Below are 24,976 nucleotides of genomic sequence, written 5' to 3' on the forward strand. Positions count from 1 at the left end.
GCATATCTCGAACAAGAGAAAGGGCCGTCCGAGGGGGCGGCCCTTTTCGTTCAGCCCGGCTTGCGTTCGACCAGCCCGATCGTGTTGCCGGCGGGATCCTTCAGGAAGGCCATCCACTCGGATTCGCCGGCCGGACCGAATTCGCCGGCCGCATCGCGGTGCACCAGCGTGGGGGCGGTCGTGAACGCCACGCCATTGTCGGACGCGGTTTCGTAGAAGGAGTCGATGTCGTCCATGTCGAGATAGACGGTTGCCTGCGGTATGCCGCCGGTGAAGAACAGCCTGACGCCGCCGACGATGATGAAGGCGATGCCGGGAGGGTCGTAGCGGGCGTGGACGGGAAGGCCGAAGACATCGAGCCAGAAGGCAAGCGTTGCGTCGATGTCGCGACCGGCCGAAAGCGCCACCTGACGGAGCGCTTGCGGCCGGCGCATGGCTAGATTGAGAAACTGGTGCCGCAGCCGCAGCCGGCGACCGCGTTGGGGTTCTTGATCTGGAACGACTGACCCATCAAATCGTCGACGAAATCGACGACAGAGCCGCCCATATAGATCAGCGACATGTCATCGACGAGCAGTGTCGCGCCGTCGCGTTCGATGGCGACGTCGTCGTCATTGCGGCCTTCGACGAGATCGAACTTGTAGGAAAAGCCGGAACAGCCGCCGCCTTCGACCGAGATTCGAAGCGCGATCTTGCCCGGATCGCCGGCGACGATCTTGGCTATCCGCTTCGCGGCGGCTTCGGTCATGTCGACCTTCATGGCAGTCTTGGCATCAGCGCCCATCGGCGTCACCTTGCTTTCGGTTTCTTATGATAGGTATGAAGCCACCTGTAGCAAGTCAACAGGTGGGGAGTATGGCAGGCGAACGGCAACTTGGCGATATCGGCTTTGGCTACCGGCCACGCGCCGTCTATGCCTGCGATCCCGCGCGTTCGCGCGGCCGCCTGTTCGACGAGGTCGAAAGCCCGACGCGGACGCCGTTCCAGCGTGACCGCGACCGCATCATCCATTCGACCGCCTTCCGCCGCCTCAAGCACAAGACGCAGGTGTTCGTCGCCCATGAGGGCGATCACTTTCGCACGAGGCTGACCCACACCATCGAAGTTGCCCAGATCGCGCGCGCTCTGGCACGCGCCCTGCGCTGCGACGAGGATCTCGCCGAGGCGATCGCACTTGTCCATGATTTCGGCCACACACCCTTCGGCCATACCGGCGAGGATGCGCTGAACGACAAGATGGCGGCCTGGGGCGGCTTCGACCACAACGCCCAGTCGCTGCGCGTGGTGACGCGGCTGGAAAGCCGCTATGCCGAGTTCGACGGGCTCAACCTGACCTGGGAAACGCTGGAGGGGCTGGTCAAGCACAATGGCCCGCTGACGGACGCCGCCGGCAAGGGCCTGAAGGGGCCGGTGCCGCAGGCGATCCGCGACTATTCCGAACTGCATGACCTCGAACTCGACCGCTTCGCCAGCCTGGAGGCCCAGTGCGCGGCGATTGCCGACGACATCGCCTACAACACCCATGACATCGACGACGGGCTGCGCGCCGGCCTGTTGACGCTCGACATGCTCGACGGGGTCGGCCTGCCGGCACAGATCCTGCGCGGCGTGCGCGAGCGCTATCCCGCGCTTGACGCGATGCGCACCGGCCATGAACTGATGCGCCGGCAGATCACCATGTTCGTCGAGGACGTGATTTCGACCGCCACGGCAAGGATCGCCCGTCTGGCGCCGCAGAGCGCTGATGAGGTGAGGGCAGCAGGCGAGGCGATGGTGACGTTCTCGGAGGAGATGGCTGCTTCGGAAAAGGAGCTCAAGGCTTTCCTCTACCGCAACATGTACCGCCATTCGGACGTGATGCGGGTGCGGGCCGATGCCGACAGGATCGTGCGCGACCTGTTCGATGTCTATTTTGCCGATCCGCGCGCCATGCCGGAAGGCTGGCGTGAGGGCCTCGACCGGGCCGAGGATCGCATCAAGGCGCGCGCCGTTGCCGATTTTCTCGCCGGCATGACCGACACCTACGCGATCAAGGAACACCGGCGCTTGTTTGACCATACGCCCGATTTGAGTTAGGCCGAGCGCAATTTCCGGCATATTTTGCCGGTTGCCATGCAATGCCAGCCAGAGCCGAGCACATGAACATTTTCGCCGATTTCAGCGAGCGGATTACCAAAGCCGTCGAAGCGCTTGAATTGACTCCAAAAGATGGCGGTGCACTCGACCTGACGCGCATTGCTGTTGAGCCGCCGCGCGACGCCACTCATGGTGATCTCGCGACCAACGCGGCGATGGTCCTGGCGAAGCCCACCGGGCAGAACCCGCGCGCACTGGCCGAACGGCTGGTCGCGGAGCTTGCCAAGGACGTCGACGTGGTCAAGGCCGAGGTTGCCGGCCCAGGCTTCGTCAATCTGAAGCTCAAGGATGGGTTCTGGCACAGGCATCTGGCCGACCTTTTGTCGCGCGGCACCGAATACGGCCGCTCCGGCTTCGGCAACAAGAAGCGCGTCAATGTCGAATACGTCTCGGCCAATCCGACCGGGCCGATGCATGTCGGCCATTGCCGCGGCGCGGTTGTCGGCGATGCACTCGCCAACATCCTGGAATTCGCCGGCTATGATGTATCCAAGGAATATTACATTAACGACGCCGGCGTGCAGATCGACGTGCTCGGCCGCTCGGTGATGCTGCGCTATCGCGAAGCGCTTGGCGATGAGATCGGCGAGATCCCGGCGGGACTTTATCCCGGCGACTATCTCGTGCCGGTCGGCCAGGCCCTGGCCAAGGAATTCGGCCGCGACCTGCTGCAGAAGCCGGAAGACGAAGCGCTCGCCCTTATCAAGGATCGCACCATCGACGCGATGATGGTGATGATCCGCGAGGATCTGGCGCTGCTCAACGTGCGCCACGAGGTGTTCTTCTCCGAGCGCACGCTGCATGCCGACAACGCCAAGGCGATCCGCTCGGCAATCAGCGACCTGACGCTGAAGGGGCATGTCTACAAGGGCAAGCTGCCGCCGCCCAAGGGCGAGAAGCCTGACGACTGGGAAGACCGCGAGCAGACATTGTTCCGCTCGACCGAGGTCGGCGACGACATGGATCGCGCCCTGGTCAAGTCTGATGGCGCCTTCACCTATTTCGCCGCTGACGTTGCCTATCTCAAGGACAAGGTCGACCGCGGTTTCGAGGAGTTGGTGTTCGTGCTCGGCGCCGACCATGGCGGTTACGTCAAGCGCATGGAGGCGCTGGCGCGTGCCGTCACCGACGGTGCGGTCAAGCTCGACGTGCTTTTGTGCCAGCTGGTCAAGCTGTTCCGTGACGGCGAGCCGGTGCGCATGTCCAAGCGGGCAGGGGAATTCATCACCTTGCGCGAGGTCGTCGAGGAAGTCGGTCGCGATGCGATTCGCTTCATGATGCTCTATCGCAAGAGCGATGCGCCGCTCGACTTCGATTTCGCCAAGGTCACCGAGCAGTCCAAGGACAATCCGGTGTTCTACGTGCAGTATGCGTCGGCGCGCTGCCACTCGGTGTTCAGGCAGGCAAAGGAACAGCTCGGCGAAGCAGAGTTCGCGCGCGCCGGCCTGATCGGTGCTGTCGAACGGCTGACGGACGAAGGCGAGATCGCTCTCGTCAAGAAGCTTGCCGAGTATCCGCGCCTGATCGATTCGGCTGCCCAGTCGATGGAGCCTCACAGGCTGGCTTTCTACCTTTATGACCTCGCCAGTAGCTTCCACGGACACTGGAATCGCGGCACCGATAACCCCGACTTACGGTTTGTTAAGGTTAACGATCCAGAATTGACCCATGCCAGACTCGGGCTGGTGCAGGCTGTTTCGGACGTTTTGACGTCAGGCCTGGCGTTGATCGGAGCGGATGCGCCGACCGAAATGCGCTAGGTTTCCGGAGCTGAATGTCACCTTTTGCCCACATTGCGCTGGTAAGGGCCAACCTTACGCGACGTTCATTGCGTCCGAAAAAAGTGCGAGAGTTCGGGAAAAAGAATGGCAGACAGAACCCAGCTGAAGATCGCAGACAAAAATGATTTCGCCGACGAAGATCCCTTCGCCGAATTGACGAGGATCATGGGCTTCGATCCGCGCCAGCCAGTGGTGCGCCAGGACGTTGGCGCGCCCGCTGATCGCGTTGAGCCGACTGTTGACGACGACTTCGGCATTGATCTGGAAAAGGAACTTCTTGGCGAACTGGCCAGCGACGATCTCGTCGCGGAGCCCCGGTACGAAGCGCCGGCAGCCTATGCCCAGGCAAATGAACCGGCCGCCTATGCGCCCGTCGAAGCACCTGTTGCTTATGCGCCGGCTGAACAGCACGCCCGTGAACCGGAATTCACTTCCGATGCGTCGTTCGACGATGCCGTTGCCGCGAGCTTCGAGGACTTTTCGCTCGAGGATGAACTGCTTCGTCCCGAGGAGCCTGCCTATGCGGCGGCGCCTGCCTACGAGCCCACGCCTGAAGTCAATTTTGCCCCGGAGCCTGTCTTCGCGCCCGAAGCCGACTTCGATGATGCGGTCGCTGCATCCTTCGAGCAGGACTTTTCGATGGAAGACGAATTGCTGGCGGCCGAAGAGCCTGCCGAGCAGATTGCGGCGCCGGTCTCCTACGCCGCTTCGACCGAGGTCGATCTCGATGCCGAGTTCGACGTCGCCCTTGCCGATGTCGACATGGATTTCGCGGCAGTCGACGATGATAGCTATGCAGCCGAGGCCGACGATCAGCTGACGCTGGGCGAGTACCAGCCGGCCGAGCCGGAAGTCGCCTTCTCGCATGCCGATCTGGTTGAGGAGCCGCAAGCGGTTGCCGCACCTGTCGCGCAGGCTGAGGAATATGACGAGTTCGAGCGCCGCCTGCAGGACGCGCTGCGCGACGAAGAGCCGGCATATGAACCTGCCGCCTATGAACCTGCCGTTGCTTATGAAACGCCGGCCTTTGAGCCGGTGATCGAAGCCCCGATCGTCGAGCCAGAGGTCGCCCAGCTTGCGACTCCGGCAGCTCCGGTTGAAGACACCAGCCTCGAAGACGAGCTGAACGCGCTGCTTGGCAATATGAGCAGCCAGGCCAAGGCACTGTCCGATCCGGCGCCGCTTCGTGTCGTTGAGCCGGTCGCGGCCGAGACCGAGCCGGCATTTGCAAGCTCGCTGTGGGCGCCCGAGCAGCCCGCCGAGGAGCCGGCGCAGGCGTATGAAGATACCGACTATGCGACGTCCTTCAATGCTGAGGTCGAGGAGTTCGTGGCTGCCGAGGATGCGATCCCGGTCCAGGCGGACGCCGGCTATTCCGAGCCGAGCTACGATCATCAGGCCGACATCGATGTCAGCTTCGATGACGATGCCTTCGACATGGCGCTTGAGCGCAGTGCCGTGGCCGAGGTGGCCGAAGTCGCAGCGCCGGCAGTTGCCGTCGCTGCAGCCGCTGCTGCCGCAGCGCCGATACGTCCGCTTGCTGCCTCGCGTTACGAGCAGGCTCGCAACTGGGGTCTGGGCACGCCGGTAGCACCCCGCGCAGCCGCACCAGCCGTTGCAGCGCAGCCGAGCTACCAGCCGGAAGCTATCCAGAAGCCCGATGCCTATGTGCCGGTTGCGCCGACCTATGTGCCGCAAACCGAGCCCGAGGCCTATGTGCCCGAGGCCTACGCGCAGCAGGCCGAGCCCGAAGCATATGAGCAGGCAGAACCTGCCGTCGACGATCTGGAAGCCGAGCTGTTCGCGGCCGTTTCGTCCTTCGATGATGCGCCCGATATCGAGACTGTCGATGTGCCTGAGAAGGCCGTCGCTCTTGCCGACGACCTCGATATTCCCGAACTGTCGTTCGAGGACGACGCGCCGCCGGCTCCGGCCTATGACGATCTCGACGGTGAATTCTCGAACCTGATGAACGAGATGAACGCGCCTGACGCAAGCAACAAGGCGGCATCGTCGAACTATGCGTCGAACCCCTACGCCGCCGGCTTCGATCGCAAGACCTTGCGCGATGGCGATGCATCTCAGCCCATCGAACTGGCAGGCGCTGCCGCAGCGGGTGCCGCGGCCATGTATGCCGGCCGCCAGCAGCAGGATGACCTGAGTGGCTTCGATCTCGGCGGCATGCAGCACGGCCAGGCAAATGCGCCGCGCCAGCAGGCCCAGGCCGACGAGTTCGATTACGATCCTGACTTCGACGAGGCGATGGAAGCGCTTCCGGGTTCGGCTGCGGCCCGTCCGGCGCGTCGCGGCATGATGATTGCGGCGATCGTCGGTGCGGTTGCCGTCGTTGGTGGCATCGGTGCCTTCGCGCTGTCATTTGGTGGCGGTGAGGGTGCCGGCGCACCTGTCATCGTCAAGGCCGACGAAAGCCCGATCAAGATCAAGCCGGAAAACCCGGGCGGCGCCACGGTGCCGAACCAGGACAGCAAGGTCTATGACCGTGTCGCCGGTGGCGCAAACAACGGTGCCCCCGCTCAGGACAAGCTTGTCACCAACGCCGAAGAGCCGGTCGACCTCGCGGCACAGGATGCCGAGGCGAACATGCCTGAAAACCTGCCGCTCAACGGAGATGACATCGCCGCTGAACCGACTGCGAAGTCCGAAGAACGCGTCGCCCAGACGCCGCAGGCTGATCAGCCGGATGCCAGCACCGAGACGGCTGCCGTTGCCCCACGCAAGGTCCGTACCATGGTGGTGAGGCCTGATGGCACGCTGGTACCGCGCGAAGAGCCGGCGCCGGCCGCGGTTGCCGCAGCCGAGCCAACCGATCCGGCACCGCAGCGTGTTGCCGAGCCGGCAAGCGAAGCCACCGGTACCGTACAGGCCCAGCCTGCGCTGGCGCCTGTCGCCAAGCCTGCCCAGTCGGCCAACACCCCGTCCACGGCCCCGATTGCGCCGCAGCGCCCGTCCGAGCAGCCGGTCGATGTCGTTGGCGAGGTCAAGCCTGACCAGGTCGCGGCCGTCGCGCCGTCGGCACCGACAACGGCCGCCGCTTCCGGTGCCTGGGCAATGCAGATTGCCTCGCAGCCGAGCGAAGCCGCCGCAAAGTCGACTTATGCCGATCTCGCCCGCCGTTATGGCAGCGTGCTCAATGGCCGCGAGGTCAGCATCGTCAAGGCGGACATCGCCGGCAAGGGTACGTTCTGGCGCGTTCGCGTGCCCGCTGGCACCCGCAACGATGCTGTCAGCCTGTGCGAAAGCTACAAGGCCGCCGGTGGTAACTGCTTCGTCTCGAAGTAAGCCATCTCCAACCAGATCGGAAAACGGCGCAGCCTGGCTGCGCCGTTTTTCGTTTTCAGGCCCCGACAACGGCACGATTCTATCGCTGGTCAAAAGGCGCTAAGCTGCCGGCATGACCGAATCACCGCCTGACACGTTGGGGAAGCGGCTTTCTGGGGATTACCGGGCAAAGACCGCGGCAATCCTTGCGGCGGGTGCCGATCTTGTCCTTCACTGCAAAGTCGCCGGCAAGTTGCATGCACGCCCTGAAACCGTGGCGCTGGCGGAATTCGGACATTATTTCGAGGCAGTTGCATAGCCTCCCAAGGAGAAGGCACGGATTTGGCGGAAGCATTGGAAAGCAAGGCGCAAAAGCCAGCACCGATGGACCGTCTGTGGGCGGAGAACGCCGACGACCGTATGACGGACGACCCTTCGCTGGTTGTCGATGTCGCCGGTTTCGAAGGCCCGCTCGATCTTCTGCTGCATCTGGCGCGCAGCCAGCGGGTCGACCTGTCCCGCATTTCGATCCTGGCGCTCGTCGAGCAATATCTTGTCTTCGTTTCGCAGGCGCGTGCGCTGAGGCTTGAGCTTGCCGCCGATTATCTGGTCATGGCGGCGTGGCTCGCCTTCCTCAAGTCGAAGCTCCTGATCCCCAAACTGCCGGGCGACGAGGGCGAGAGCGGTGAGGAACTGGCCGCCGTGCTCCAGTTCCGGCTGAAGCGGCTTGAAGCGATGCGCGATGCCGCCTCGCGGCTGGTCAACCGCAACCGGCTCGGCCGGGATGTTTTCCAGCGCGGCGCGCCGGAACTCGTCATCATCGACAAGCGAAACGAGTATTCGGCCTCGCTGTTTGACCTTTTGAGCGCCTATGCCGGCCAGCGGCAGCGCCAGGCCATCACCAATGTGCAGATATCCAAGCGCAGTGTGTGGTCGCTCAAGCAGGCGCGCGACATCCTGACCCGCATGGTTGGCGAGCTGAAGGACTGGACCGCGCTCGATCATTTCCTTCTCCGTTACATGGCCGGCCCGGAGGAGCGCGCAACCGCCATCGCCAGCTCCTTTGCCGCGAGCCTGGAAATGGTCCGCGACGGAAGTGTCGAAATCCGCCAACACGAGCCGTTTGCACCGATCTACCTGCGGCAACGCCAGCCCGGGGCCTTGCAGACCGAAGGTGTGTCATGACCGAAGGATCAAACGTCGTTCCGTTCTCTCTCGATGATGAGGATGGCGAAACCGTCGAGCGCAACCCGGCGGCCCGGCTGCATCTGGCCGAGGCCGTGCGCATGGCCGAGGCCATCGTCTTCGCCAGTGCCGAGCCGGTAAGCGAGCGCCAACTCGTCGCGCGCCTGCCAGAAGGCGTCGATGTTCCGGCTGCCATGGCCGAGCTGCAGCGCATCTACGAGCGTCGTGGCGTCAATCTCGTCAAGGTTGCGGATTCATGGGCCTTCCGCACGGCCGGCGACCTGGCCTTCCTGATGAGCCGCGACACAATCCAGCAAAAGAAGCTGTCGCGCGCCGCCCTCGAAGTGCTGTCGGTGATCGCCTACCACCAGCCGGTGACCCGCGCCGAAATCGAAGACATCCGCGGCGTCGAAACCTCGAAGGGCACGCTCGACACGCTGATGGAAACCGAATGGGTGCGCATGCGCGGCCGCCGAAAGACGCCCGGCCGGCCCGTCACCTACGGCACCACCGACAAGTTCCTCGACCATTTCGGCCTGGAGGAGATTCGCGACCTGCCCGGCATGGAAGAGCTCAAGGGGGCAGGCCTGCTGTCGTCGCGCATGCCGCCCGGCTTCTCCGTGCCGCTGCCGCCGTCCGATCCGGACCTGCTCACCGATGATGAGGATCCGCTGACGGACATCGACCTGGAAGAGCTTGGCCTGTTGACACCCCGCGTCACAGATGATTGACCGGCGCCGGTGTGGAACCGGCCCCCGGAGGTCCATTCTGTGACGACCGATCAAGCCCAGACGGCATCCCGTGTAACGGCGGGCGTGACCTTTGCCGCGCGCCTAGCCTTTGAGAACATCCGCCATTGCTTCGCCTCCGGCGCGGAGACCTTGCGTGATGTCAGCCTTACCGCCGAACCGGGCGAAGTCTTGTGCCTGCTTGGGCCCTCCGGTTCGGGCAAGACGACGCTGCTCAGGATCGCCGCCGGCATCGAAGCGCAAAAGTCGGGCAGGGTGCTGCTCAATGGCAAGGAAATCGCTGGCCCCCAGGTGTTCCTGCCACCCGAACAGCGTTCGATCGGCCTGGTGTTCCAGGATTTCGCGCTGTTTCCGCACCTGACGATCCTCGACAATGTGCGTTTTGGCCTGACCGCGCTGTCGCGCGAGGAGGGCAAGCGCGAGGCGCTGATCGCGCTCGCCCGCGTCGGCCTCGAGCATTACGCCGACAACTATCCGCACGCCCTGTCCGGTGGCGAGCAGCAGCGCGTGGCATTGGCACGGGCGCTGGCGCCACGACCGGCGGTTCTGTTGATGGACGAGCCGTTTTCGGGCCTTGATTCGCGGCTCAAGGATTCGGTGCGCGCCGAAACGCTGGCGATCCTACGCGAAAGCCGGGCGACCGCCATCGTCGTCACCCATGATGCCGAAGAAGCCATGCGCATGGGCGATCGCATCGCGCTGCTGAAGGATGGCAGGCTGGTGCAGACGGGCAGGGCGGACGACCTGTATCTTCGCCCGGCAAATCTGTTCGTCGCCGGCTTCTTTTCGGAGCTCAACGTCTTTTCCGCCAAGGTCATCGATGGTTATGCCAACACCCCGGTGGGCGAGGTGGAAACCGAAATCGCCGACGGCGCTGAGGTACAGGTGGCGGTGCGCCTGACCGGCATCGATGTCAGCGAGGATACCGGCGAAACCCAGGCCCGCATCATCTCCAGGCGCTATCTCGGGGTCGTCGAATTGCTCGAGCTTGCCGTACAGGGCGCCGAGACACCGGTGAGGGCGCGCATACGCTGCGGCGCTTTGTCCGCAAAAGCACGTGATATATGGCTGTCGCTTCGGAAAGCGGATGTTCTAGTGTTTGAATCCGGAAGCGAAAGAGCCTAGATCAATCGCAGGGAAACCGTTCAAGAGAGAGTTCAATGGGTTCGTTTTCAATCTGGCACTGGCTGATCGTCCTGGTCGTCGTGCTGCTGCTGTTCGGTCGTGGCAAGATCCCGGAGTTGATGGGCGACATGGCCAAGGGCATCAAGAGCTTCAAGAAGGGTATGTCGGAAGACGAAGCTGACGACTCCAAGACAGTCGAGCATCGCAACGACGAGACCGTCAATTCGACCAAGGAAAAGGCCAGCAAGAGCTGAGACCTCACGCTTGATACGGCGCCGCGCGTCCATCCGGACGCGCAACGGACGCTGCAAGCTTCTTGAATCTGTGCGTGTTCCTTTGCAAAAATCGGCAACGATTTTCGGCAGGCATGCACTAGCCGGATCGCACCGACATGTTTGAAATCGGCTGGACCGAAATGCTGGTGATCGCGGTCGTCATGATCGTGGTCGTTGGCCCGAAGGATTTGCCCAAGATGCTCCGCACCATAGGGCGGATGACGACCAAGGCACGTTCGATGGCGGGCGATTTTCAGCGCCAGTTCAACGAGGCGCTGAAAGAAGCCGAGCTCGACGACGTCAAGAAATCGGTCGACGAGCTTCGCAGCCTCAATCCGGCCAATGAGATCAGGAAGCAACTCAACCCGTTTGAGAAAGCCGCCGCCGACGTGCGCGCCGGCCTCGATACGGCGATGAAGCCGAAGTCCGCGACGACGCCAGCCGAGCCCGCGTCCGACGTGACGCATCCGGCTGAACCGCTGAAGAATGGCGCAACCGTCATGCCGGGTGTTTCAGGACCTGAGACCATGCCTGCAGCACCGGTGTTCCCGGCCGCCGAGGTCAAGGCCACGCCGGTGCCGGCTGCTGCCAAGGTGGACAAGCCGAAGGCGACCACAAAGCCCAAGGCAACGCCAGAAGCCAAGCCTGCCGCCAAGGCAAGCGTGGCGCCAGCCAAAGCCAAGGCAAGTGTTGCGCCTGCCAAGGCAGCCGTAGCGAAGACTGTGCCAGCCAAGGCTGCTGCACCCAAGAAGACTGTCGCCGCGAAGGCGACCAAAGCAGGAAAAGCCTCGTGAGCGCCGAAGACGACGAGATCGAAAAGTCCTCGGCCCCGCTGATGGAACATCTGATCGAGCTGCGCACGCGGCTGATGTGGTCCATCGGCGGCTTCTTCGTCGCCTTCCTTGTCTGCTTCTTCTTTGCCAAGCAGCTGTTCAACCTGCTGGTCATCCCGTTCAAATGGGCGACCGACTGGGCTGGCCTCGACCCGCACAAGGTCGAACTGATCTACACCGCGCCGCAGGAATTCTTCTTCACCCAGATCAAGCTCGCCATGTTCGGCGGCCTGGTGATCGCGTTTCCGGTGATCGCGGCGCAGATCTACAAGTTTGTGGCGCCCGGTCTCTACAAGAACGAGCGCGCCGCCTTCCTGCCGTTCCTGATCGCCTCGCCGGTCCTGTTTTTGATGGGCGCGTCGCTGGTCTATTTCTTCTTCACGCCGATGGTGATGTGGTTCTTCCTCGCCATGCAGCAGGCCGGTACCGACGACCAGGTTCAGATTTCGCTGCTGCCCAAGGTGTCGGAATATCTCAGCCTGATCATGACGCTGATCTTTTCCTTCGGCCTGGTGTTCCAGCTGCCGGTGGTGACGACGCTGATGGCGCGGGTTGGAATGGTCACCTCGCAAGGGCTGGCCGACAAGCGCAAATGGGCGATCGTCATCGCGTTCGTCGTGGCAGCCGTGCTGACGCCTCCCGATCCGGTCAGCCAGATCGGCCTTGCCCTTCCCACGATCCTTCTTTACGAGATTTCCATCTGGACCGCCCGGTTGATCGAAAAGAAGCGCGAGCAGGAGCGTGTGGCACGCGAGAAGCAGGATGCGGACGAAAGCGCCGCAGAGCAGCAATCGCAGGCAGCGTCGGCCCCGCTCGAAGGCACAGGCAGCGGCACGAACGCCAGCTGACAGCCCGATCCGCCGTCGCGGTCGTTTTGACAACCGCCGCGACCGGAACCTTTTAAATGCTTGATATCAAATGGATTCGCGAGAACCCTGGAGCCCTTGCCGACGCACTTGGCAAGCGCGGGCAATCGGCCGAGGCGGCGAGAGCCACCGTTGACGACCTTGTCGCCAAGGACGAGGCGCGCCGCGCCCATGTCTCGAAGCTGCAGGAGGCGCAGGAGCGCCGCAACGCCGCATCCAAGGAAATCGGCAACGCGATGCGGAACGGTGATTCCGCGCTCGCCGAGAAGCTGAAGACCGAAGTCGCCGAGATCAAAGGCTTCATCCAGGACGGCGAAGGCCGCGAGCGCGAACTCGACAAGGCGCTCGACGCAGCCCTTGCCGTGATCCCGAATGTGCCGCTGGAGGATGTGCCCGTCGGCAAGGACGAAAACGACAATGTCGTGCTGCGCAAGGTTGGCAAGGTGCTGCCGCGCCCGAACTGGGTGAAGGAGCATTTCGAGATCGGCGAAGCGCTCGGCCTGATGGATTTCGAGCGTGCCGCCAAGCTGTCGGGCGCACGCTTCACCGTGCTCAAGGGCCAGCTTGCCCGGCTCGAGCGCGCGCTCGGCCAGTTCATGCTCGACCTCCACACGACGGAGCACGGCTATACCGAGGTGCAGCCGCCGCTTCTGGTGCGCGACGAGGTGCTGTTCGGCACCAACCAGCTGCCGAAGTTCGAGGAAGACCTGTTCTTCGTGCCGCATGGCGACAGCCGTCTTGGCCTGATCCCCACCGCCGAGGTGCCGCTGACCAACCTGGTGCGCGGGGAAATCCTGGCGAACGAGCAGCTGCCGCTGCGCATGACAGCTTTGACGCCGTGCTTCCGTTCGGAAGCGGGTTCGGCCGGGCGCGACACGCGCGGCATGCTGCGCCAGCACCAGTTCTACAAGGTCGAGCTGGTTTCGATCGTGGATGCAGAAAGCGCGCTTGCCGAGCATGACCGGATGACCGAATGCGCCGAAGAGGTGCTCAAGCGACTCGGCCTGCCGTTCCGCACCATGGTGTTGTGCACAGGCGACATGGGCTTTGGCGCGCGCAAGACCCACGACATCGAGGTCTGGCTGCCGGGCCAGAACACCTATCGCGAAATTTCGTCCTGCTCTGTCTGCGGCGACTTCCAGGCGCGCCGCATGGACGCGCGCTACCGTCCGAAGGAAGAGAAAGGCACGCGTTTCGTGCATACGCTCAATGGTTCGGGCGTCGCCGTCGGTCGTGCGCTGATCGCGGTGCTCGAAAACTACCAGAACGAGGATGGCAGCGTAACGATTCCTGAAGCGCTGCTGCCTTACATGGGTGGCAAGACCAAGATCGAAGCGAACTGACATGCGCATTCTGCTGACCAACGACGATGGCATCCACGCTGAAGGCCTTGCCGTCCTCGAGCGTATCGCCAACCAGTTGTCGGACGATGTCTGGGTGGTGGCGCCGGAGACCGACCAGTCGGGGTATGCGCATTCGCTGTCGATTTCCGAGCCGCTTCGGCTGCGCAAGATCAGCGACAAGCACTATGCGGTGAATGGCACGCCGACCGATTGCGTCATCATGGGCGCGCGCAAGATCCTGCCCGAGCCGCCTGACTTGATCCTGTCGGGCATCAATTCGGGGTTGAATGTCGCCGACGACGTGACCTATTCGGGAACGGTGGCGGGTGCCATCGAAGGGGCGCTGATCGGCATCCGTTCGATCGCGCTCAGCCAGGCCTACATCTACGAGAACGACGAGCGCATCGTGCCGTATGACACAGCCGAAGCACTGGCGCCGGCGCTGCTGCGCAAGCTGATTGCCACCGAACTGCCGATCGGCGTCTTGCTCAACGTCAATTTCCCCAATTGCCCGCCTGAAGAGGTCGCCGGACCTGTGGTGGCGAGCCAGGGCAAACTGGCCTACGGCATCTGGGTCGAGGAACGGCGCGACGGCCGCAGCCTGCCTTACTACTGGCTGCGCTTCGGCCGCGACGAGCCGGTGGTGAAGCCGGGCACCGATCTTCACGCTGTGCGCAACAAGCAGATTTCAGTCACACCGCTCAAGCTCGACATGACGGCGCATGAACTGCGCGATCAATTGGCCAAGGCAATTGCATGAACATGATGCCGGACGACCGTGAGGGCTTCGCCGCCTTTCTTCTTCGCCTGCGTGGGCGCGGCATCGTTCCGAAAAACCTGATCGCCGCCTTCGAGGCGACGCCCAGGCGCGATTTCATCGCCGGCCAGTTCCATTCCATCGCCTGGTCGGACCGCATGCTGCCGATCGAATGCGGCGAGGCGATCGAGGGAGCCGATCTCCAGGCGGCGGTCATTTCCGCGCTCAACATCGAGGCGGGCAACCGCGTTCTCGAAGTCGGCACAGGTTCGGGCTATACGGCCGCCGTCATGGCGCGGCTTGCCGGTCGCGTCGTCACTGTCGAGCGCTTCAAGACCCTGACCGAACTGGCGCGCCAGCGCTTCGAGATGCTCGGCCTTGGCAATGCGCTGGTCCGCCAGGCCGACGGTTCGAACGGTCTGCCGGGCGAGGGACCGTTTGACCGCATCGTGGTCTGGGCAGCCTTCGACAGCTATCCGCGCATGTTCGTCGACCAACTGTCGAGCGGCGGCACGATGATCGCACCGATCGGCCCGGAAGAGGGCGAACAGGTGCTGTGCAAGCTGACCAAGATCGGCAGTCGCTTCGAGCGCGAGGACCTGGGCGTCGTGCGCCTGCAGCCGCTGACCCGCGGCGTCGCCGCCGTCATCTAGGCAGTACCACCTACATCCGTAGCAGTTTGCGCCATCGGGGCCTCCAGCCCGCCTCGGCAGGCGCGCCTTGGCGTGGGCTGGCGAAGCTTTTGATTTATTTGATCCTCTTAACCGACCAGTAACATTAACGCGCTTTAATCAAGCCTAGTTGGTATCGGGTAAAGCGCGGGTCAGTGCGATGCGTTTCAGTATTTTGAAGGCGAATAAACGCTCTCTGGCGCGCGGCGGCGCCGTTCTGCTGGTTGCCGGCATGGCAGCAGGGTGCAGTTCCGGAGTGTCCAGATTTGGCGGCGGTGGTGTCGATGACATCTTCACCGCATCGACGCCGAACCAGCGTTCGATCATCAATAATCAGCCACAGCAGCAGCCGTTCCCGGGTGACGCCCAGATGGCAGCGCCGGTCGCCTCGGCCAGTGCCGGTTCGGTCAGCCGCGGCAGCCTGCAGCCGGTGTCGTCGCAGCCTCTGCCTGCGCCTGTTGCTCAGGCCCCCGCGCTTGCTCCAGCGCCCGTCCAGACGGCACAGGCACCTCTGTTGGCGCCTGCCGTCGACCGCACGCCGACCGGTTCAGTCGCCCAGCCGCAGACGGCGCAGGACAATACGCTCAAGCTGCCGGGCAAGAAGCAGCTGCCGGCAACCTTGCCCGCAGACAAGGTTGCGGTGCTGCCGCAGCAGCCCAAGACCAAGGAAACGGCTGCCACTCAAATTGCCTCGGCCGACAACAATGCCAAGCCGGCGGGTGCCGGCGGTGGCTTCAAGGTTGCCGAGGGCGATACGCTCAATCGCATCGCCAGCAAGCTCGGCGTGACGACGGCAGCGCTCAAGCAGGCCAATGGCCTGCAGGACGGCCGCATCCGCATCGGTCAGACGCTGAAGGTGCCGGGCGCGACGTCGACCGTTGCAAAGGCGGCTCCCGCTGTCGATCCAGTGGTTACGGCCACGGCTGCCACCGTGGCGCCGAAGCCCAATGTCGCCGCTGCCAAGCCCGCAGCCGAAGCGCCCGCCGTCGCTGCCTACACGCCGCCGAAGAAGGACAAGCTGGTGCAGCAGGCCGAGGAATCGGCTGGACCGGCGCCAAATGCCACCGGCATCGATCGCATGCGCTGGCCAGTGCGCGGTCGGGTCGTTGCCAATTACGGCAAGGGCGGCGGCAAGTCGAATGATGGTATCGACATCTCGGTGCCGGAAGGCACGCCGGTGAAGGCCGCCGAAAACGGCGTCGTCATCTATGCCGGCGACGGCCTCAAGGAGTTCGGCAACACCGTTCTGGTGCGCCACGAAAATGGGCTGGTGACCGTCTATGGTCACGCGAGCTCGCTCAAGGTCCAGCGCGGCCAGAAGGTCAAGCGCGGCGATGAAATCGCGCTGTCGGGCATGAGCGGTTCCACCGATGCGCCGAAGCTGCACTTCGAAGTGCGCAAGAACTCCACGCCGGTCGATCCGAGCGGCTATCTCGAGTAAGATCTAGCGGGTCGGCTGACCTCCATCAGTCCCGCCATATCAGCCCGTCCCGATCAGGGGCGGGCTTTTTCGTTTTGGCGAGTGTTCAGTCCTTGAGCGGCTTGCCAAGGCGCCCGGCAAGATCCTGGATGAATTGCCAGGCGACGCGGCCCGAGCGGCTGCCGCGTGTCGTCGCCCATTCCAATGCCTCCGCACGCAGCGTGTCGGCATCGCCGTCGAAGCCATGGTAGCGGGCATAGCCGTTGATCATGTCGAGATATTCGTCCTGCGAGCATTTGTGAAAGCCGAGCCACAGGCCGAAGCGGTCGGACAGGGAGACTTTTTCTTCGACGGCCTCGGACGGGTTGATGGCTGTCGAGCGCTCATTGTCGATCATGTCGCGAGGCAAAAGATGCCTGCGGTTCGAGGTCGCATAGAAGATGACATTGCCTGGCCTGCCTTCGACGCCGCCTTCGAGCGCTGCCTTGAGCGACTTGTAGGAGGTGTCGTCATGGTCGAACGACAGGTCGTCGCAGAACAGGATGAAGCGGTAGGGCGCTGCCTTGAGCAGGTTCATCAGCTTGGGCAGCGTATCGATGTCCTCGCGATGAATCTCGATCAGCTTCAGCGGAGCTGCCGTCTTGCCCGAAGCATTGATCGAGGCATGGGCTGCCTTGACCAGCGACGACTTGCCCATGCCGCGCGCGCCCCACAGAAGCACGTTGTTGGCCGGCAGTCCGGAGGCAAAGCGCTCGGTGTTGTCGACGAGGATGTCGCGAACCCGGTCGACGCCCTTGATCAGGCCGATGTCGACGCGGTTGACCCGGTGCACGGGTTCGAGAAAGCCCGGATCGGCCGCCCAGACATAGCAGTCGGCGGTGCCGATGTCGGTTTCGGGAACGGAAGGCGGCGCAAGCCTGGCTACGGCAGCGATCAGAAGATCGAGCTTGGAGTTGAGCGCTTCGATGGTCTTTTCCATGGCCAATCCCGTCAGTCTCTAGATATTAGCTGTGCGCGACGCTGTAACACGCTCAAATTGCGCGGAAAAGCGCCGCTGCTTGGGCCAAGCGCAGTTGCATTGGTGGCATGAGCGACTATATTCCGCGCACATTTCCGGGGTCCCGATGTGCGGTATCCCGATACTTTCTCAGGAGACATTCATGTTCGTCACGCCGGCATACGCACAGGCCGCTGGAGCAACGCCCGACGTTCTCGTCAGCATTTTGCCGTTTGTACTGATCTTCGTGGTCATGTATTTTCTCATCATCCGCCCGCAGCGCACCCAGCTCAAGAAGCGTGGCGAGATGCTCTCGGCGATCCGCCGCGGCGATACGGTTGTCACCGGCGGTGGTTTCGTCGGCAAGGTGACCAAGGTCATCGACGACCATGAACTCGAGGTCGACCTGGGCAACGGTCTCAAGGTGACGGCGCTGCGCGCGACGATTTCCGACGTTCGGGTCAAGGGCGAGCCGATCGCCAACCAGAACGCCAAGAAGTAACCGTAGGCGAGGCCAAAAGCACCGCTTTCACGCCTTATCGGACGAGGCCATATGCTCTATTTCTCGCGCTGGAAGACCTACTCGATCTGGGCAGTCGTGCTCCTCGGGGTGATCTTCACCATCCCGAACATGCTGACCCAGTCTCAGCTCGATTCCCTTCCGGGGTGGTTTCCCAAGCGCGCGCTGACGCTTGGCCTCGACCTTCAAGGCGGTTCGCACATCCTGCTTTCGATCGACAGGCAGGACCTGATCGACGAGCGGCTGCAGGCGACCCGCGACGACATCCGCACGCTGCTGCGCGATGCCAAGATCGGCTACACCGGTCTCACTGGCACGGGCACGACGATCCAGGTGCGGATCACCGATCCAAACGAGGTGGAAGCAGCCAAAAAGGCACTCGCCGCACTGGTTTCCCCGATCTCGTCGAGCATGTTCGGCGCCGGGTCGGTGAGCGAACTTGCGCTTGAGGAGCCCGAGACCGGGCTCCTGCGCTATACGCTGACCGACGCCGGCATCGACTATCGCGTCAACAATGCCGTGACTCAGTCGATCGAGGTCATCGGACGCCGCGTCAACGAACTCGGTACCACCGAGCCGATCATCCAGCGTGCCGGTGCCGACCGAATCCTCGTCCAGGTTCCCGGTCTCCAGGACCCGACCCGCCTCAAGGAAATCCTAGGCAAGACCGCAAAGCTGACCTTCCAGATGGTCGACCAGTCGATGTCGCCACAGGAGGCGCTGCAGGGCCGTCCGCCGGCGGGCTCGACGGTCATGTATTCCCAGGACGATCCGCCGGTTCCCTACCTGATCGAAAACCGCGTCATCGTGTCGGGCGAAAACCTCACCGACGCCCAGGCGACCTTCGACCAGCGCACTTCAGAAGCGGTCGTTTCGTTCCGCTTTGACGGTAAGGGCGCTTCGCGCTTCGGCCAGGCCACCCAGCAGAATGTTGGCCGCCTGTTTGCCATCATCCTCGACAACCAGGTGATCTCGGCGCCGCGCATCAATGAGCCGATCCTTGGCGGCTCGGGCCAGATTTCCGGCAGTTTCACCGCCGAGAGCGCCAATGACCTCGCGGTGCTGCTGCGTGCCGGCGCGCTGCCCGCGGATCTCACCATCGTCGAAGAGCGCACTGTCGGTCCAAGCCTAGGTGCGGACTCGATCTCAGCCGGCAAATTTGCCTCGATGATCGCAGGCATCCTCGTCGTCGGCTTCATGCTGGTGGCCTACGGCACGCTTGGCATCATCGCCAATATCGCGCTGGCCGCCAACGTGGCGTTGATCATCGCGATTCTCTCCATACTGGGCGCGACGCTGACGATGCCAGGCATCGCCGGTATCGTGCTCACCGTCGGCATGGCGGTGGACTCCAACGTCATCATCTACGAACGCGTGCGTGAAGAGCGCCAACTCGGCCGATCGCTTGTGCAGTCGCTCGATTCAGGTTTCTCGCGGGCGCTGGCGACCATTGTCGACGCAAACTTCACGACCTTCATCGCCGCGCTCATCCTGTTCTATCTCGGCTCCGGCCCGGTGCGTGGTTTTGCCGTTACGCTTGCCATCGGCATCGTGACGACCGTGTTCACCGCCTTCACCCTGACCCGCTGGCTGGTTTCGATCTGGCTGCGCCGCGCCAAGCCCAAGGAATTGCCCAAGGGCCTGTTGCGTTTCGTTCCCGACAATACCTCGTATTCGTTCATGGCCTTGCGCCGCTACGCCTTCACGCTGTCTGCCGCGGCGTCCGTTGCGGCAATGACCTTGTTCTTCACCGTCGAGATGAACTACGGCATCGACTTCAAGGGCGGCACCAGCCTGGAGGTCCAGGCCAAGAACGGTCAGGCAAGTTCGTCGGAAGTGCGTGCACGGCTGAGTGAACTCAACATCGGCGACGTTCAGGTCCAGGAATTCGGCTCCGCCAGCACCTTGCTGATCCGGGTCGAGGGCCAGAATGCTGGCGACAATGCCGAGCAGAGCGTGGTCGAGAAGGTGCGTGGCGAACTCGCCAACGACTATGACTTCCGGCGCGTCGAATCGGTCGGACCGACCGTGTCGAGCGAGCTAGCCTGGTACGGAACGCTCGGTGTGGTGACAGCCATGCTGGCCATGCTGATCTACATCTGGTTCCGCTTCGAGTGGCAGTTCGGCCTAGGCGCGATCCTGGCGACCATCCACGACGTGACCATGATGATCGGCCTCTATGTCATCACAGGCATCGAGTTCAACCTGACCAGTATCGCGGCGATCCTGACCATCGTCGGCTACTCGATCAACGATACCGTCGTCGTCTATGACCGCGTCCGGGAAAATCTGCGCAAGTACAAGAAGATGCCGATCGAGCAATTGCTCGACCTGTCGATGAACCAGACGCTGTCTCGTACGGTTCTGACCGGCCTGACCACGCTGCTTGCCTTGATTTCGCTCTACCTGTTCGGTGGCGAGGTCATCCGGTCATTCACGCTGGCAATGATCTTCGGCATCGTGGTTGGTACCTACTCGTCGATCTTCGTCGCCGGACCGCTGCTCATCCTGTTCAGGTTGCGGCCGGCGGGCGTCGACGCTGACGACAAGGACAAGGGCAAGCCGGCGGTGCCGGCCGGTGCCCAGCCGACCAAGTCGTAACGATGGCAGGACTGATCATCCGCGAGGCGCATTTCCCCGGACGGGCGCCCGTCGACGCATATGGCGACGGCGGTTTCCGTTTCGCCGACATGTCGCATCGCGGCTCGATCCTGTGCCTGCCGTCCGGCATCTATGGCTGGCAGCCAACCGATCCGCTGGCGCTTCAGGCGGCGGATTTCGAAAGGCTGTTCGCCGAAGCAGGCGACGTGGAGATCCTGCTCGTCGGAATGGGCAAGGAGCTTCGCCGGCTGCCGGAAGGACTTCGTACGGCGCTGAAGGCGGTAAGGATTTCCGCCGACCCGATGTCGACCGGGGCCGCAGTGCGTACCTACAACGTCTTGCTCGCCGAAGACCGCGCCGTGGCGGCAGCCTTCATCGCCGTCGACTGACGTGAGTACGACAAGCGACCCGGCGAAGGCCCTGATGGATGCGGTGCGCGTGGCCGACCGCGACCGTTATCTCGCGGCACTCTACGCGCCCGAGGACAAGCGCCCGGCACTTCTGGCGCTTTATGCCTTCAATGCCGAGATTGCGGCAATCCGCGACCGTGTCAGCGAGCCGATGCCCGGTGAGATCAGGCTGCAATGGTGGCGCGATGTCATCGCGTCGGGCACCAAGGAACTGGGGGCAGGGCATCCGCTCGCCACAGCCTTGATGACGGCGGCCGAGACTTATCGCCTGCCGATCGCGGCGTTCGACAACTATCTCGAAGCCCGCATCTTCGACCTCTACGACGATCCGATGCCCTCGCGCACCGATCTCGAGGGTTATTGCGGCGAGACCGCCTCCGCGATGATCCAACTCGCGGCACTCGTGCTCGATCCGGAAGACGCACCGAAACATGCCGAGCTTTCCGGTCATGCCGGTTGCGCCCAGGCGATCACTGGCTTGCTGCGCCTGTTACCGAAGCATCGCGCACGCGGCCAATGCTACGTGCCCAAGGACATTCTGGCTGCTTCCGGCCTGACGCCGGAAGAATTCGTCGCTGGCGGTGACGATCCGCGATCGGCGGTTGCGGTTCAGGCGATGGTCGCCTTGGCGCGAGAACATCTCCGCGCCTTTGAACGCGGCGCCAAGGCACTGCCGGCCACGTTGCGGCCGGCCTTCCTGCCCTTGTCGCTGACGCCTGCCTATCTCGGCCGAGTCGAACGCGGCAAGGATGGCATGTCCACGCTGCGCAAGCATCTCACCATGCTCGCGACCGCTTCCCGCGGATGGCGTTAGACTGTCGTTGACGTAAACGTCAACGATGCTAGTCTGCCGAGAAATTGCCCCATTGGGCGGTTTCGGGAGGAAACTTGTTATCATGAGCCTGCCAGTTCTGGTGGCGATGGTCGTCGTCGGCATTGCCGCCGTGATCGCCGCCGTGCATCTCAGCGGCGGTAGTGTCAGAACGCGGTTGTCGGGCACGGACCAGGCGCTTCAGCGATTTGCCATGGATTTTCCCGATGTCACGTCCAGTGCAGTGTTCCTGACCGAAGACAGCGGCACGGCCTTCCTGCTGCTCGAGAATGGCTCTGTCGGCATAGTCCGCAGCATCGGCGACAAGTTCCTCACCCGCATCGTGGCCAGGGCCGACGTCGCGGCCCTGCGTGCCCTGGATGACAGGACTGTCTCGCTTCGGCTGCGCGATTTCACCTGGAACGGCGGCGATTTCCGATTCGCCGATACCGAGGCTGCCGGCGCATTGATGGCAACGCTTTCGGGAAATGTCGGCGCATATGGCACCAGGGAGAATGCGTAATGGAGAGTTATGACTTTCCCAAGGTCACGGAACTTGCGATCCCGTTCTTCGTGGTCGCGATCCTGATCGAGCTTTGGCTGGTCCGCAGCGGTCGGGCGAAAGGCGCATTCGAAACGCGCGACACGCTGACCAGCCTGATGATGGGCACCGGCAATGTGGTCGCCGGGCTGCTGCTTGGTGTTTTGTCCTACTGGGCGCTGCTCTGGGTCTGGCAATTCAGGTTCTTCGACCTTGGCTTGTCGGTCTGGGTCTTCATCGCGGCCTTCCTGCTCGATGACCTGCGCTACTACTGGTACCACCGGATCGCCCATCGCGTGCGCTGGGTATGGGCCGAGCACGTGAACCACCATTCCAGCCAGCATTACAATCTGTCGACTGCGCTCAGGCAGAGCTGGACCGGGCTGTTCACCGGCATGTTCATCCTGCAGGTGCCACTGGTTCTGCTCGGCTTCCACCCGGCGATCATCGCCTTCGTCTACGGCTTCAACCTCGTCTGGCAGTTCTGGATCCACACCGAAACGATTGGCAGGATGTGGCGCTGGGTGGAGTACATCTTCAACACGCCGTCGCATCACCGGGTGCATCACGCCACCAACCCGCGTTATCTCGACGCCAATTTTGCCGGCACGCTGATCATCTGGGATCGCATGTTCGGCACTTTCGTCGAAGAGCGGGAAGAGGATCTGCCGCGCTACGGCATCGTCCACAACATCGGCACCTTCAACCCGTTCCGCGTCGCCTTCCACGAATGGATCGGGATGTTCAAGGATGCAGCCGCATCCGGCCTCAGCCTGCGCCAGCGCCTTGGCTACCTGTTCATGCCGCCGGGCTGGAGCCATGACGGTTCGCGCGAAACCTCGGAGAGCCTGAAAGCCGCCTATGTCAGGCGCAATCCCGAAGAGGCGGGCAAGCCCGGGCTGCCAGAGGCAAGGCCGATGCCCGGCGAGTAGGCGCGCGGGTAGCTATGCGCAGGTGCGTGCAAGTGGACAAGCCTTAGCTGCGGGGCCGGAGCGAAAATGGGATGACCGTGTGAGGCTGGCCCTTTGCCTTTGAGACCAACCGCTTCGCTTCGCGCAGGAGTTTCCCAGATAATGATTGGCGTGCCTTGAGGCGCTTTGTGCCTCGGGCATCTTGCCGTCCCTGTTCAAGCGTGCTGGCTATCTTGCCACTCCCCGGCAGAAACATGTCTTGTATGCAAATGGCCGGTGACAGTTGCCAGCAAGCCGCTTTGTGCAAATCGAAAATAAAGTCGTCTACCGGTCTGTCGAACTGTTCCGTGGAATTGGCCAACAGCGCGGCGTGCTGCCGAGAGATGATGTAACCAGCTGATCCGTTGTGGAAGCTGTGCAACTTGACCAGACCGTGGCCTGCGAAATCGAGCTTCTGCTCGCCAACACGAACGGGACTGAGTGTGGTTTCGAGTTTGATCAACTCCACACCCGGTGGAATCCAGGACGAGTCGGCCAGGAAAGACGCCGCACCAGGGCAAAGGTGTACGTCGTCTTCAAAGACCGCAGCGTAAGGCTCTGGACTGGAAGCAATTTTGTGCCAGACCTCGATATGGCTCAGGAAACAGGCGATCTCGCCGCGCGACCAGCCAGGATTGCCAGATGCGCGACTGATTGCCTCGGCGGACAGCTGGTCCTTGCTCATTGCTGCATGGCGTTCAAATCCAATTCCGATGTTTCGGAACGCATCTGTCATCCAATCCAGGCGTGCAGCGTCCCGATCAAGGTTGATGACGTAACGCCGCATCAACCCCAATCCAGGGAAATGTGAGACAAACGCTCTGCTGCGATCCGGTCGCGAATTCGGTCCAGGCGTTCGGACAAGTGCGGAAACAGCCGGTCATGTGTTTCGACCAGCATCCCACCCACGTTGTGATACAGGCCCGCGTCAAATATCGCTTCCAGGCACTCAACCTCTGCGCCCTCGATATCCATCTTGATCACCGAAATGGGCTCGCGCAGGTCCCGGAGAAACTGCACCAGGTCGATCACTTCGACCTCAAGCTTGCTGCCGCTGGTGTGCTCGTGGGTCTCAAGCAGGGACGAAGACTGCGTCTTGCCGACATTGGCGATATCGGGTCTCTGGTAGAACACTGCTTTTCGCGCCGTAGCGCCGACCGCCTTTGGTATGATCGTGACCCGATCGTTGGCGCCAAACCGCTCGACCAAAACCTTTCGCGCCACAGGGTCGGGTTCGAAAGCGATAACACGCATCCCGTAGCCAAGAGCACGGCTGGTTACATCCCCGACATTTGCACCAAGATCGATGAACAGCCCATCACGAGGTGAAGAATTCATCAGCTGGTAGAAAGTGAATTCTGCCTTTCGCGTTGGGTTCGGCGGCCGCTTCCAGCGACGATAAAGATGCCAACGCAACATGAATTCTGGATAGCTTTCGCTAAACATAGAAAAAATACCCCCAAGATAATCCCCGGCGGAGGTGATACCTCCATTGTCACGTATAAGCAATCTCCGAAATTCAAGAGAATTAATCGTGTCCAGACGCATTAATATCGGTTAAGCGCTGCCGGTTTGGTTGGTTGCGGCGAAAACTCCAAGCAGCGAAGAATGCTAGAATGAACTTGGCAAGTTCTCTGAAGGGAGCGCATGCCAAGTGCCCAATCGAAAACGATGCGAAACGATATCCAGTGGGTAGGTCTAATCCACGCCGCTTGCGTTCGCGCGT

At 62.6% G+C, this 24,976-nt stretch carries 25 protein-coding genes; 20 read left to right on the forward strand and 5 right to left on the reverse strand.

Going from position 1 to position 24,976, the window contains the following annotated elements; translation table 11 throughout:
- Window positions 1-50: 50 nt before the first annotated feature.
- Window positions 51-434: a VOC family protein gene (locus J1C56_RS01585; protein WP_214385362.1), complete on the reverse strand. Its 384-nt coding sequence runs from the start codon at window positions 432-434 to the stop codon at window positions 51-53.
- 2 nt (window positions 435-436) lie between these two features.
- Entirely contained in the window at window positions 437-784 is a 348-nt protein-coding gene (gene erpA, locus J1C56_RS01590) for an iron-sulfur cluster insertion protein ErpA (protein WP_214385364.1), read from the reverse strand.
- 71 nt (window positions 785-855) lie between these two features.
- Here erpA and J1C56_RS01595 point away from each other — a divergent pair, with 71 nt between their 5' ends.
- From J1C56_RS01595 to J1C56_RS01660, 14 genes are all read left to right on the forward strand, one after another.
- Complete coding sequence (locus J1C56_RS01595) at window positions 856-2,076, forward strand: deoxyguanosinetriphosphate triphosphohydrolase (RefSeq protein ID WP_214385366.1); 1,221 nt, start codon at window positions 856-858, stop codon at window positions 2,074-2,076.
- A gap of 62 nt (window positions 2,077-2,138) precedes the next feature.
- Window positions 2,139-3,896, forward strand: coding sequence for an arginine--tRNA ligase (argS, locus tag J1C56_RS01600; RefSeq protein ID WP_214385368.1), 1,758 nt, complete (start codon window positions 2,139-2,141; stop codon window positions 3,894-3,896).
- 105 nt (window positions 3,897-4,001) lie between these two features.
- Entirely contained in the window at window positions 4,002-7,217 is a 3,216-nt protein-coding gene (locus J1C56_RS01605) for an SPOR domain-containing protein (RefSeq protein WP_214385370.1), read from the forward strand.
- Between the two features lie 112 nt (window positions 7,218-7,329).
- Complete coding sequence (locus tag J1C56_RS01610; RefSeq protein WP_214386717.1) at window positions 7,330-7,515, forward strand: hypothetical protein; 186 nt, start codon at window positions 7,330-7,332, stop codon at window positions 7,513-7,515.
- 65 nt (window positions 7,516-7,580) lie between these two features.
- A complete protein-coding gene (locus J1C56_RS01615) occupies window positions 7,581-8,381 on the forward strand; it encodes a segregation and condensation protein A (protein ID WP_214386624.1) in 801 nt (266 codons plus the stop codon).
- On the forward strand, window positions 8,378-9,112 hold the full coding sequence (gene scpB / locus J1C56_RS01620; protein ID WP_214385372.1) for an SMC-Scp complex subunit ScpB: 735 nt from the start codon (window positions 8,378-8,380) through the stop codon (window positions 9,110-9,112). The genes J1C56_RS01615 and scpB overlap by 4 nt, the downstream gene beginning before the upstream one ends.
- 39 nt (window positions 9,113-9,151) lie before the next feature.
- Entirely contained in the window at window positions 9,152-10,255 is a 1,104-nt protein-coding gene (locus tag J1C56_RS01625) for an ABC transporter ATP-binding protein (RefSeq protein WP_214385374.1), read from the forward strand.
- A 35-nt stretch (window positions 10,256-10,290) separates the two neighbouring features.
- Window positions 10,291-10,509: a twin-arginine translocase TatA/TatE family subunit gene (locus tag J1C56_RS01630; RefSeq protein ID WP_214385376.1), complete on the forward strand. Its 219-nt coding sequence runs from the start codon at window positions 10,291-10,293 to the stop codon at window positions 10,507-10,509.
- Between the two features lie 137 nt (window positions 10,510-10,646).
- Complete coding sequence (gene tatB / locus J1C56_RS01635; protein WP_214385378.1) at window positions 10,647-11,324, forward strand: Sec-independent protein translocase protein TatB; 678 nt, start codon at window positions 10,647-10,649, stop codon at window positions 11,322-11,324.
- A gap of 41 nt (window positions 11,325-11,365) precedes the next feature.
- Window positions 11,366-12,211 carry a twin-arginine translocase subunit TatC gene (tatC, locus tag J1C56_RS01640; RefSeq protein ID WP_214386626.1) on the forward strand — a complete coding sequence of 282 codons (846 nt, stop codon included), beginning with the start codon at window positions 11,366-11,368 and terminating at the stop codon, window positions 12,209-12,211.
- Window positions 12,212-12,267: 56 nt separating this feature from the next.
- Window positions 12,268-13,572: a serine--tRNA ligase gene (gene serS / locus J1C56_RS01645; RefSeq protein ID WP_214385380.1), complete on the forward strand. Its 1,305-nt coding sequence runs from the start codon at window positions 12,268-12,270 to the stop codon at window positions 13,570-13,572.
- Window position 13,573: 1 nt separating this feature from the next.
- Complete coding sequence (surE, locus tag J1C56_RS01650) at window positions 13,574-14,332, forward strand: 5'/3'-nucleotidase SurE (RefSeq protein ID WP_214385382.1); 759 nt, start codon at window positions 13,574-13,576, stop codon at window positions 14,330-14,332.
- Entirely contained in the window at window positions 14,329-14,982 is a 654-nt protein-coding gene (locus J1C56_RS01655; protein ID WP_214385384.1) for a protein-L-isoaspartate(D-aspartate) O-methyltransferase, read from the forward strand. The genes surE and J1C56_RS01655 overlap by 4 nt, the downstream gene beginning before the upstream one ends.
- A gap of 178 nt (window positions 14,983-15,160) precedes the next feature.
- Entirely contained in the window at window positions 15,161-16,441 is a 1,281-nt protein-coding gene (locus J1C56_RS01660) for a peptidoglycan DD-metalloendopeptidase family protein (protein ID WP_214385385.1), read from the forward strand.
- An 85-nt stretch (window positions 16,442-16,526) separates the two neighbouring features.
- Here the strand turns inward: J1C56_RS01660 and J1C56_RS01665 are convergent, their stop codons facing one another.
- A complete protein-coding gene (locus J1C56_RS01665; protein ID WP_214385387.1) occupies window positions 16,527-17,399 on the reverse strand; it encodes an ATP-binding protein in 873 nt (290 codons plus the stop codon).
- A gap of 181 nt (window positions 17,400-17,580) precedes the next feature.
- Between J1C56_RS01665 and yajC the strand changes: the two genes are divergently transcribed.
- From yajC to J1C56_RS01695, 6 genes are all read left to right on the forward strand, one after another.
- Window positions 17,581-17,919 (forward strand): preprotein translocase subunit YajC, encoded by a 339-nt coding sequence (gene yajC, locus J1C56_RS01670; RefSeq protein ID WP_214385389.1) that lies wholly within the window; start codon window positions 17,581-17,583, stop codon window positions 17,917-17,919.
- 51 nt (window positions 17,920-17,970) lie between these two features.
- Entirely contained in the window at window positions 17,971-20,538 is a 2,568-nt protein-coding gene (gene secDF, locus J1C56_RS01675; RefSeq protein WP_214385391.1) for a protein translocase subunit SecDF, read from the forward strand.
- Between the two features lie 2 nt (window positions 20,539-20,540).
- A complete protein-coding gene (locus J1C56_RS01680; RefSeq protein WP_214385393.1) occupies window positions 20,541-20,927 on the forward strand; it encodes an Mth938-like domain-containing protein in 387 nt (128 codons plus the stop codon).
- A gap of 34 nt (window positions 20,928-20,961) precedes the next feature.
- Window positions 20,962-21,762 carry a phytoene/squalene synthase family protein gene (locus J1C56_RS01685; protein ID WP_214385394.1) on the forward strand — a complete coding sequence of 267 codons (801 nt, stop codon included), beginning with the start codon at window positions 20,962-20,964 and terminating at the stop codon, window positions 21,760-21,762.
- Between the two features lie 82 nt (window positions 21,763-21,844).
- Window positions 21,845-22,282, forward strand: a complete 438-nt coding sequence (locus J1C56_RS01690; protein WP_214385396.1) for a hypothetical protein — start codon at window positions 21,845-21,847, stop codon at window positions 22,280-22,282.
- Window positions 22,282-23,232 carry a sterol desaturase family protein gene (locus J1C56_RS01695; protein ID WP_214385398.1) on the forward strand — a complete coding sequence of 317 codons (951 nt, stop codon included), beginning with the start codon at window positions 22,282-22,284 and terminating at the stop codon, window positions 23,230-23,232. Before J1C56_RS01690 ends, J1C56_RS01695 begins: the two co-directional genes overlap by 1 nt.
- 43 nt (window positions 23,233-23,275) lie before the next feature.
- Here the strand turns inward: J1C56_RS01695 and J1C56_RS01700 are convergent, their stop codons facing one another.
- Entirely contained in the window at window positions 23,276-24,037 is a 762-nt protein-coding gene (locus tag J1C56_RS01700) for a glycosyltransferase family 25 protein (protein ID WP_214385400.1), read from the reverse strand.
- On the reverse strand, window positions 24,037-24,696 hold the full coding sequence (locus tag J1C56_RS01705; protein ID WP_214385402.1) for an FkbM family methyltransferase: 660 nt from the start codon (window positions 24,694-24,696) through the stop codon (window positions 24,037-24,039). Before J1C56_RS01705 ends, J1C56_RS01700 begins: the two co-directional genes overlap by 1 nt.
- Window positions 24,697-24,976: the final 280 nt, after the last annotated feature.

This window comes from Aminobacter anthyllidis (assembly GCF_018555685.1).
Classification (GTDB): Bacteria; Pseudomonadota; Alphaproteobacteria; order Rhizobiales; family Rhizobiaceae; genus Aminobacter; species Aminobacter anthyllidis.

Bases quoted from the DNA above. Each gene is read 5' to 3' on its own strand.
- secDF (WP_214385391.1), top strand. From the start codon at position 17,971: ATGCTCTATTTCTCGCGCTGGAAGACCTACTCGATCTGGGCAGTCGTG.
- erpA (WP_214385364.1), bottom strand. From the start codon at position 784: ATGGGCGCTGATGCCAAGACTGCCATGAAGGTCGACATGACCGAAGCC.
- J1C56_RS01660 (WP_214385385.1), top strand. From the start codon at position 15,161: ATGCGTTTCAGTATTTTGAAGGCGAATAAACGCTCTCTGGCGCGCGGC.
- J1C56_RS01685 (WP_214385394.1), top strand. From the start codon at position 20,962: ATGGATGCGGTGCGCGTGGCCGACCGCGACCGTTATCTCGCGGCACTC.
- J1C56_RS01705 (WP_214385402.1), bottom strand. From the start codon at position 24,696: ATGTTTAGCGAAAGCTATCCAGAATTCATGTTGCGTTGGCATCTTTAT.
- serS (WP_214385380.1), top strand. From the start codon at position 12,268: ATGCTTGATATCAAATGGATTCGCGAGAACCCTGGAGCCCTTGCCGAC.
- J1C56_RS01690 (WP_214385396.1), top strand. From the start codon at position 21,845: ATGAGCCTGCCAGTTCTGGTGGCGATGGTCGTCGTCGGCATTGCCGCC.
- J1C56_RS01630 (WP_214385376.1), top strand. From the start codon at position 10,291: ATGGGTTCGTTTTCAATCTGGCACTGGCTGATCGTCCTGGTCGTCGTG.
- J1C56_RS01595 (WP_214385366.1), top strand. From the start codon at position 856: ATGGCAGGCGAACGGCAACTTGGCGATATCGGCTTTGGCTACCGGCCA.
- surE (WP_214385382.1), top strand. From the start codon at position 13,574: ATGCGCATTCTGCTGACCAACGACGATGGCATCCACGCTGAAGGCCTT.
- J1C56_RS01665 (WP_214385387.1), bottom strand. From the start codon at position 17,399: ATGGAAAAGACCATCGAAGCGCTCAACTCCAAGCTCGATCTTCTGATC.
- J1C56_RS01680 (WP_214385393.1), top strand. From the start codon at position 20,541: ATGGCAGGACTGATCATCCGCGAGGCGCATTTCCCCGGACGGGCGCCC.
- yajC (WP_214385389.1), top strand. From the start codon at position 17,581: ATGTTCGTCACGCCGGCATACGCACAGGCCGCTGGAGCAACGCCCGAC.
- J1C56_RS01605 (WP_214385370.1), top strand. From the start codon at position 4,002: ATGGCAGACAGAACCCAGCTGAAGATCGCAGACAAAAATGATTTCGCC.
- J1C56_RS01610 (WP_214386717.1), top strand. From the start codon at position 7,330: ATGACCGAATCACCGCCTGACACGTTGGGGAAGCGGCTTTCTGGGGAT.
- argS (WP_214385368.1), top strand. From the start codon at position 2,139: ATGAACATTTTCGCCGATTTCAGCGAGCGGATTACCAAAGCCGTCGAA.
- J1C56_RS01695 (WP_214385398.1), top strand. From the start codon at position 22,282: ATGGAGAGTTATGACTTTCCCAAGGTCACGGAACTTGCGATCCCGTTC.
- J1C56_RS01700 (WP_214385400.1), bottom strand. From the start codon at position 24,037: ATGCGGCGTTACGTCATCAACCTTGATCGGGACGCTGCACGCCTGGAT.
- J1C56_RS01585 (WP_214385362.1), bottom strand. From the start codon at position 434: ATGCGCCGGCCGCAAGCGCTCCGTCAGGTGGCGCTTTCGGCCGGTCGC.
- tatC (WP_214386626.1), top strand. From the start codon at position 11,366: ATGGAACATCTGATCGAGCTGCGCACGCGGCTGATGTGGTCCATCGGC.
- scpB (WP_214385372.1), top strand. From the start codon at position 8,378: ATGACCGAAGGATCAAACGTCGTTCCGTTCTCTCTCGATGATGAGGAT.
- J1C56_RS01655 (WP_214385384.1), top strand. From the start codon at position 14,329: ATGAACATGATGCCGGACGACCGTGAGGGCTTCGCCGCCTTTCTTCTT.
- J1C56_RS01615 (WP_214386624.1), top strand. From the start codon at position 7,581: ATGGACCGTCTGTGGGCGGAGAACGCCGACGACCGTATGACGGACGAC.
- tatB (WP_214385378.1), top strand. From the start codon at position 10,647: ATGTTTGAAATCGGCTGGACCGAAATGCTGGTGATCGCGGTCGTCATG.